Source organism: Spirillospora sp. NPDC046719 (genome assembly GCF_040645715.1).
Classification (GTDB): domain Bacteria; phylum Actinomycetota; class Actinomycetes; order Streptosporangiales; family Streptosporangiaceae; genus Spirillospora.
Map to the genome: position 1 here is coordinate 1 of NZ_JBEYYT010000449.1, position 7415 is coordinate 7415.

At 71.4% G+C, this 7415-nt stretch carries 6 protein-coding genes; 1 reads left to right on the forward strand and 5 read right to left on the reverse strand.

From position 1 onward, the window contains the following. Nucleotides 1-116 precede the first annotated feature (116 nt). Both pqqA and ABZ914_RS42530 read right to left on the reverse strand, forming a co-directional pair. Entirely contained in the window at nt 117-278 is a 162-nt protein-coding gene (gene pqqA, locus ABZ914_RS42525) for a pyrroloquinoline quinone precursor peptide PqqA (RefSeq protein WP_500200442.1), read from the reverse strand. A gap of 58 nt (nt 279-336) precedes the next feature. Further along, nucleotides 337-2502, reverse strand: a complete 2166-nt coding sequence (locus ABZ914_RS42530) for an outer membrane protein assembly factor BamB family protein (protein ID WP_500200444.1) — start codon at nt 2500-2502, stop codon at nt 337-339. A 287-nt stretch (nt 2503-2789) separates the two neighbouring features. On the opposite strand from ABZ914_RS42530, the gene ABZ914_RS42535 reads away from it, so the two are divergent. Next, a complete protein-coding gene (locus ABZ914_RS42535) occupies nt 2790-3776 on the forward strand; it encodes a ThuA domain-containing protein (protein ID WP_500200446.1) in 987 nt (328 codons plus the stop codon). Between the two features lie 72 nt (nt 3777-3848). On the opposite strand, the gene ABZ914_RS42540 is transcribed toward ABZ914_RS42535, so the two are convergent. The 3 genes from ABZ914_RS42540 to ABZ914_RS42550 are packed head-to-tail and all read right to left on the reverse strand — an operon-like array spanning nt 3849 to nt 7335. Beyond that, the gene (locus tag ABZ914_RS42540; RefSeq protein WP_500200447.1) at nt 3849-4625 is read right to left on the reverse strand and encodes an ABC transporter ATP-binding protein; all 777 of its coding nucleotides are present in this window, start codon (nt 4623-4625) and stop codon (nt 3849-3851) included. Then, complete coding sequence (locus tag ABZ914_RS42545; RefSeq protein ID WP_500200449.1) at nt 4622-6469, reverse strand: branched-chain amino acid ABC transporter ATP-binding protein/permease; 1848 nt, start codon at nt 6467-6469, stop codon at nt 4622-4624. Before ABZ914_RS42545 ends, ABZ914_RS42540 begins: the two co-directional genes overlap by 4 nt. After that, nucleotides 6466-7335 (reverse strand): branched-chain amino acid ABC transporter permease, encoded by an 870-nt coding sequence (locus ABZ914_RS42550; protein WP_500200451.1) that lies wholly within the window; start codon nt 7333-7335, stop codon nt 6466-6468. The genes ABZ914_RS42545 and ABZ914_RS42550 overlap by 4 nt, the downstream gene beginning before the upstream one ends. Nucleotides 7336-7415 lie beyond the last annotated feature (80 nt).

The following is a 7415-nucleotide window of genomic DNA, read 5'->3' on the forward strand; positions in this document are numbered from 1 at the left end:
GGCGGCGCCACGACGGGTGCGCGCGGGCGGCGGCGCACCCGTGGCACGCGCAGTTCCACTGGGGGACGCCGCCGCCCGCGGCGGTGCCGAGAACGCGCACCCTCATCGGCCGGCGATCAGATCTCGACGCCGAAGTAGGCCGTGACCTCCAGGGAGGTCTCCACGATCTGGTAGTCGGGCGTGGACCAGGAGTCCGCCCGCCGGGCGGCGGCGCCCTGCGCCTGGGCGTCGCGGACGTCGGCGTTCGCGGTCTCGGCGTCGGGGATGTGCTGGGTCATCTCTGGTGCTTCCCTTCCGTGGGGGGATCTGTGCGGCCCGGGCCCGCCGGCCCGGGGGTCACTGGACGACGATCTTCCCGGTGCTCTGCGGGAAGACCGGGTCGTTGTAGAAGTACTCGCCGCGCTCGGTGAAGGTGTGCTTGTACGACTCGCCGGGCTTCAGCCGCCCCGAGTTGAACACGTGCTCGAAGAACGACGCGGCGCCGTGCGAGTGCTCGTTCCCGGCCGGGTTGACGAAGGTGACCTCGGTGCCCACGGGAACGGTCATGTGCTGCGGGGACATCGCGTTCTGCGCGACGGTGTTCTCCGCGTCGCCGGGCGCGCCGGAGGAGGAGTCCCAGATCCGGCCGAGCGTGATGGTGTTGCCGGCGTCGGCGCCCGCGACGGGCGCGGTGCGGATCTGGTTGCGCTTGGACGGCGGTGTCGGCGCGGGCGCCGGGCCGACCTTGCCGTTCAGCTTGAACGCCCACAGGTGGTCGCCCTTGGGGATGTCGGGGTAGGGCAGCCCGCTGCCGCCGGCGAAGACCGCGATGTACTGCTCGCCGTCGATCTCGTAGCTGACCGGGCTGGTGTGGACGCCGGCGCCGCACTGCCAGCTCCACAGGTCGCGGCCGGTGGCGTCGTCCATCGCGTGGAGCACGCCGTCCGGGCCGCCCTGGAACATGACGCGTCCGGCGGTGGTGAGGATGCCGTTGCCGTGAGCGAGGGACCACTCGCCCTCCTTGCGCCACACGGGCTTGTTGGCGCGCGGGTCCACGGCGACGATGCCGCCGGAGAAGTACTCGCCGAGCGGCCGGGCGGTGTTGACGCGGCCGCCGTTGGTGTTGGAGTAGGAGGAGTTGATGAGCCCGTACCCGACGTAGACGAACCCGGTGTGCGGGCTGAACGACATGTACGACCAGTCCGCGCCGCCGCCGGCCCCGGGGAACAGGATGGTCGCGTCGTCCCAGAACGGCGTGAAGATCTCGCCGGTCGGGTAGTACGGGACGGGCCGGGTGGTGTCGTGGAAGCTCGGCGCCTGGTGGACGAACGGCTCGCCGCCCGGGAACGGCTGCGTCGGCCAGGTCTTCTGCCGCGGCTCCTGCGGGACGGGGCGCTCGGTGATGCCGTGCACGCCCTTGCCGGTCTCGCGGTCCAGGATGTAGAACATCCCGACCTTGCTGCCGTACACGACGACCTTGCGCGTGCGGTGGCCGATCTTCAGGTCGATCAGCACCGGCGCCATGACGTTGTCGAAGTCCCAGATGTCGTGGTGGACGGACTGGAAGTGCCAGCGCCGCTTCCCGGTCTTGGCGTCGATCGCGACCAGGCAGTTGGCGAACAGGTTCGTCCCGCCGCGGGTGGAGCCGTTGGTGCGGGGGTACGGGTTGCCGAACGTCCAGTAGACGAGGCCGAGCTCGGGGTCGATCGCCGGGTGGATCCAGCAGACGGCGCCGCCGGTCTTCCAGGTGTCGCCCTCCCAGGTGTCGTTGCCGTACTCGCCGGGTCCGGGCGGGCCCCAGAACGTCCAGGCGATCTCGCCGGTGCGGGCGTCGAGGGCGTAGGCGCGGCCGCGGGCGCCGGCGGTGCTGCCCTCGGTGCCGACGTAGATGAGGCCGTCGAAGTAGACGATGGCGCCGGCGAGGCCGCCGCGGTTGCCGCCGCACTGCCCTTCCTGCGGGTCGCAGTTCGGGTCGCCCTCGCCGGCGACGAGCAGCTCGCGCTGCCACACGACGGCGCCGGTCTTCTGGTCGAGCGCGTAGACGATGTTGGAACCGGACGTGGTGAAGACCAGCCCCTCCCCCAGCCCGACGCCGCGCATGTTCGTCTGCTGCGAGCCGACGTTGGTCTTCCACTTGACCTCGCCGGTGCGGCCGTCGACGGCGAAGACGTTCTGCTGGCCGCTCTGCACGTACAGCACGCCGTCCTGGGCGACGATCGTGCTCTGCTGGGAGCGGCCCGACGTGCTGCCGCCCTCCAGGTTGACGTGCCAGGCGCCGCCGAGGCGCCGGACGTTGCCGCGGTCGATCCCGCGGAGCGTGGAGTGGTTCTGGTTGCCGAGGTTCCCGCAGACCTTGGGGAAGTCGCGGCCGGTGGCGCCGAAGGCGGTCGGCTGCGGCGGGACGGGCAGGGCGAGGCGGGACGAGGCGGCGTCGGCGTTCGCCGCGGGAGCGCGGAGCGGCGTGAAGGCCACGGTGCCGCCGACGACCGCGGCCGCCCCGGTCAGGAAGTTCCGTCGATCCATGCTCTCTCCCATTCCGTGGGTCCACTAGACGGACTCAACGGTCCGATCAACGGACGACACGGTAAGCCGCTTCCGCAGCCCTGGCAATAGCCTGCATCTCGAACGGCTCCCGCACATCGGTAATTTCACCAGTCATGACAGTGGATCTCTGTGGCCCGCCCGGAGCGGGCGCCGCCGGAGGTATTGCCGACGGCGGATCCGCGTGAGATCGTCCTAGAACCTCTAGACGGTTCAATTGGTCCGCTAGATGGACCAGTGAGCGAGCACGCCGGAAAGGAACCCACCCCATGAAGAGACCCGCGTCCCCCGTGCTGTCCGCCGCCGCGGCCGCCGCCGGCACCGCCGCCGTGCTGGCCGCCGCCGCGCTGACCGGCGGAGCGGCCACGGCCGGCCCCCTCGCCAAGCCGAAGAACGCCGGCGCCCAGGAGCTCGGCGACCCCGTCTACGGCGTCTGCCGCGGCACCGACCCCCGCTGCTACCACGACTGGGGCAACTTCGACCCGGCCAAGGGCTACAAGATCCTCGTCTACAGCCGCACCGCCGGACCTCGGCACGCCAACCTCGGCCCCGCCCTCGGCCCGGGCATGAACCCGCCGCTCACCGACGCCAACGTGGCCCAGAAGGCCCTGGTGAAGATGGGGCAGGACAACGGGTTCGGCGTCGACTGGACCGAGGACGTGGCGCAGCTCGCGTCGCCGTCGACGCTGTTCCGCTACAACGCCGTCGTCTTCATGAGCACCACCCGCGACACCCTCGACGACGCGGCCCAGACCTCGCTGCGGCAGTACATCCGCGGCGGGGGCGGGTTCGTCGGCATCCACAACGCGTTCGGCACCGAGTACAACTGGCCCTGGTACGAGGGGCTCCTCGGCGGAGCCAACTTCTACGACCACGGTCACGCGCAGCCCGGGACCGTCCAGACCATCGACCGCAAGGACGCCTCCACCGCCGGGCTGCCGACCCGGTGGGACTTCAGCGACGAGTGGTACAACCTCGTCCCGTTCCCCAGCGAGGTGCGGTTCCTGGCCACCGTGGACGAGAAGACCCTCGCCCAGGGCGTCACGGGCAACATGAACCATCCGGGGCACGGCTCGTTCCACCCCGTCGCGTGGTGCCAGTACTACGACGGCGGCCGGGCCTTCCTGACCACCCTCGGGCACGACGCCAAGGCGTTCACCGACGACGGCACGGGCTTCGCCGGGGCGAAGCAGTTCCAGAGCCTGGTGCTGAACGGCATCGAGTCCGCGATGGGCATGAAGCCCTTCTGCCGCTGACCCGCGGCGCGCCGCCCCGTCCCCAGGCCGGGCTCGGACCGGACGATCCGGACGAGCCCGGCGACGGTGCACCTAGAGGCCCAGGTAGATGCGGCGGACCCGGACGTCGTCGCGCAGCTCGCGGGAGGTGCCGACCATCGCCACCTCGCCGTTCTCCATCACGACGCAGTCGCCGGTCGCCTCGAACGTCAGCTTGGCGTTCTGCTCGACCAGCAGCAGGCTCAGCCCCTCCTCGCGCAGCCGCACGAGCACCGCGAGGATGTCCTCGACGAGCTTCGGCGACAGGCCCATGGACGGCTCGTCCAGCAGGATCAGCCGGGGCCGGGCCATCAGCGCCCGGCCGACGGCCAGCATCTGCTGCTGGCCGCCGGACAGCGCGCCCGCGAGCCGCGACCGCATCTCCCCCAGCACCGGGAACAGCTCGTAGACCTCGGCGAGCGACGCCTTCGTCTCCGCGCCGCGCCACGCGCGCGCGTAGGCGCCGAGCATCAGGTTCTTCTCGACCGTGAGGCCCGGGAAGACGTGCCGGCCTTCGGGGACGTAGCCGATGCCGTGCCGGACGATGTCGCGCGCCTTGACCCGGGTGAGGTCCGTGTCGCCGAAAGTGACGCGTCCTCCGCTGCGCGGGACGAGTCCCATCAGCGCCTTGAGCGTGGAGGTCTTGCCCGCCCCGTTCGCCCCGATGATCCCGACCGACTGGCCCGGTCCCACCGTGAAGCCGATCGAGTTGACGGCGCAGACCCCGCCGTAGTGGACGGAGAGGTCCTCCACCGTCAGCGTCGCCGGTTCCTGGCCGCCCGTCCCGGCCCCGGCCTTCTCGCCGCCCTTGGCGGCCGTGCCCGCGTTCATGAACTCACCTCGCTGTTCGGGAGGGGCATGCCGGCCATCGCGGAGTCGCCGAGGTACGCCTCGATGACCGCGTGGTCGGCGACGACCTCGGCGGGGGTGCCCTCGGCGATCACCGACCCGCCGGCGAGGACGGTGACCCGCTCGCACAGCGACATCACCAGCCCCATGTTGTGCTCGATGAGCACGACGGTGACGCCGCTGTCCCGGATGGAGCGCACGATCTCCGAGAGCTGGCGCACCTCCTCGCCGTTGAGCCCGGCGGCGGGCTCGTCGAGCAGCAGCAGGCGCGGCGACCCGGCCATCGCGCGGGCGATCTCGATGCGGCGCTGGATGCCGTACGGCAGCGCGCCGGGCGACGCCGCGGCGAACTCGGTCAGCCCGAAGCGGCGGAGCAGGTCGTCGGCCCGCCGGTGCAGGCGGCGCTCCTGCCGCCAGATCCCGACGGGCCACAGCGCGTACCGCCAGATCGCGTACGTCCGGGACCGGTCGAGGGCGACCAGCAGGTTGTCCCGGACGGTCAGCTCCCCGAACAGCCGCAGGTTCTGGAACGTGCGGGCCAGGCCGTGCCGGGAGAGCCGGTACGGGCGGGACCCGGAGACGACCTGCCCGTCCATCAGGACCCGCCCGCCGGACGGCCGGTAGAAGCCGCTGATGACGTTGAACAGCGTGGTCTTCCCCGAGCCGTTCGGCCCGACGATGCCGCGGATCTCACCGCGCTCGACCGTGAGGGATACGTCCTTCAGCGCCTTGAGCCCGCGGAACTGCTTGGCGACGCCGTCGATCTCCAGCATCGGTCGCGGGTCACCGGCCGCGGTCCTCTCCCCCGGATCGGCGGCGGCCTCGTAGGGTTCGAACGGCCGCAGGACGGACCGTTCCGCGGTCCGGCCGAGCCGGCGGTCGAGCAGGGCCTTCAGCCGGGCGGGGACGCCGGCGAGCCCGGTCGGCGCGAAGACCACCATGAGGACCACGACGACGCCGAAGCCGAGCTGGGCGTAGGTGGGGTGGTCCACCAGCTTCTCGCGGATCAGCGTCAGGCCGACCGCGCCGACGACGCAGCCGACGAGGCTCTGCCGGCCGCCGATCACGACCATCGCCAGCAGCAGGAACATGTTGGCGATGTTGAACGTGTCGGGCGCGATGTAGCGGATCAGGCCCGCGTACAGCACGCCGGCGAGGCCGCCGAACACGCTCGACAGCATGAACGCCGTCATCCGCAGCAGCGGGATCTCCGCGCCGACCGCGCCGGCGGCGAGCGGGTCGTCCCGCATCGCCATCAGCCGCCGGCCGAGGCCGGTGCGCACCACGAACAGCCCGAAGGCCAGCGCGGCCGCGAACACGACGACCTCGAGGTAGTAGTACAGGTACTCGCTGGACAGGTCGACGCCGAACATCGGCGGGACGGGGATCGCCGAGATGCCCTCGGCGCCGCCCGCGATCTCGGCGTTGGTGGTCCAGTTGATGAAGCCGAGCGCGAGGCCCAGCGTGACGATCCCGAGGTAGTGCGACTGCATCCGCAGCGCCGGGATGCCGACCAGCAGCCCGATCAGCGCGGACGCCACCAGCGCCAGCGCCGCGGCGGGCCAGAACCCGAGCCCGTTGTGGGTGGTGAGGATCGCGGTCGCGTACGCGCTCACCCCGAAGAAGGCGATCTGCGCGAGGTTGATCTGCCCGGCGATGCCCATGGCGAGCCCCATGCCGATCGCCAGCAGCGCGAACACCAGCGCGATGTCGACGACGTGGATGGCGTAGCCGCCGACCGTGTACGGCAGCAGCCAGGCGATGGCGACGAACGCCGCGAGAGTCCCGAGCTTCGGCGTGTACCGGTTCCTGAGGAGGCCGTTCATGCCCGGCTCACCGTCGTCTCGCCGAACAGGCCGGTCGGCCGGATCATGATGGCCACCGTGAAGACGAGGAACACCACGAGTTCGGAGTAGCCCTGGAAGTGGCCGGCGGCGAAGGAGTCCAGCACCCCGATCGCGAAGCCGCCGGCGATGGCGCCGGGGATGTTGCCGCAGCCGCCGAGCATCGCCGCGGCGAAGCCCTTGATGCCGATGGTGCCGCCCATCGTCGGGTTCACGTACAGCAGCGGGCCGACGAGCCCGCCGGCGAGCGCGGCGAGCCCGGCACCGATCGCGAACGCGATCGCGTTGCTGCGGCCGACGTGGATGCCGACCGCGGTGGCGGCCTCGTGGTCCATCGCGACCGCCTGCATCGCGGCGCCCATCTTGGTCCGCTGCAGGAACGCGACGAGCAGGAACACCGCCACCGCGGCGATGGCCAGCACGACCAGGTCGTAGGTGCGGACGCGGAGCCCGAAGAACTCCAGCGGGGCGCCGCCGACCGGACTCCGGACGGCCCGCCCGGTCGCGCCCCAGATCAGGACGGCCACGGCCTGCAGCACCATCCCGAAGCCGATCGTGCCGATCAGCATCAGGGTGAAGTCCTTGTTCTCCAGCGGGCGCAGCACCCGCTCGATGAACAGCCCGATGAGGCCGGTCACCGCGATGGCCAGCACCATGGCCAGGGCGAACGGCAGCTTGGTCGACATGTAGAACGTGGACGCGGCGTAGGCGCCGATCATGAGCACGTCGGCGTGCGCGAAGTTGACCAGGCCCATGGTGCGGTAGACGAGGGAGAATCCCATCGCCACCAGGGCGTAGATCGCGCCGAGGCTCAGTCCGCCTATCAGTGTCTGAAGGAAGACCTGCATGGTTCTCTTTCTGCGCGGCCGGCGTCGGAGCCGGCGGGGACGAGGGCGGGGGGGGCGGGGGGGGGGGGCGGGGCGCGCGG

Coding starts and splice junctions, on each gene's coding strand:
- pqqA (WP_500200442.1), bottom strand. CDS start 278: ATGACCCAGCACATCCCCGACGCCGAGACCGCGAACGCCGACGTCCGC.
- ABZ914_RS42530 (WP_500200444.1), bottom strand. CDS start 2,502: ATGGATCGACGGAACTTCCTGACCGGGGCGGCCGCGGTCGTCGGCGGC.
- ABZ914_RS42535 (WP_500200446.1), top strand. CDS start 2,790: ATGAAGAGACCCGCGTCCCCCGTGCTGTCCGCCGCCGCGGCCGCCGCC.
- ABZ914_RS42540 (WP_500200447.1), bottom strand. CDS start 4,625: ATGAACGCGGGCACGGCCGCCAAGGGCGGCGAGAAGGCCGGGGCCGGG.
- ABZ914_RS42545 (WP_500200449.1), bottom strand. CDS start 6,469: ATGAACGGCCTCCTCAGGAACCGGTACACGCCGAAGCTCGGGACTCTC.
- ABZ914_RS42550 (WP_500200451.1), bottom strand. CDS start 7,335: ATGCAGGTCTTCCTTCAGACACTGATAGGCGGACTGAGCCTCGGCGCG.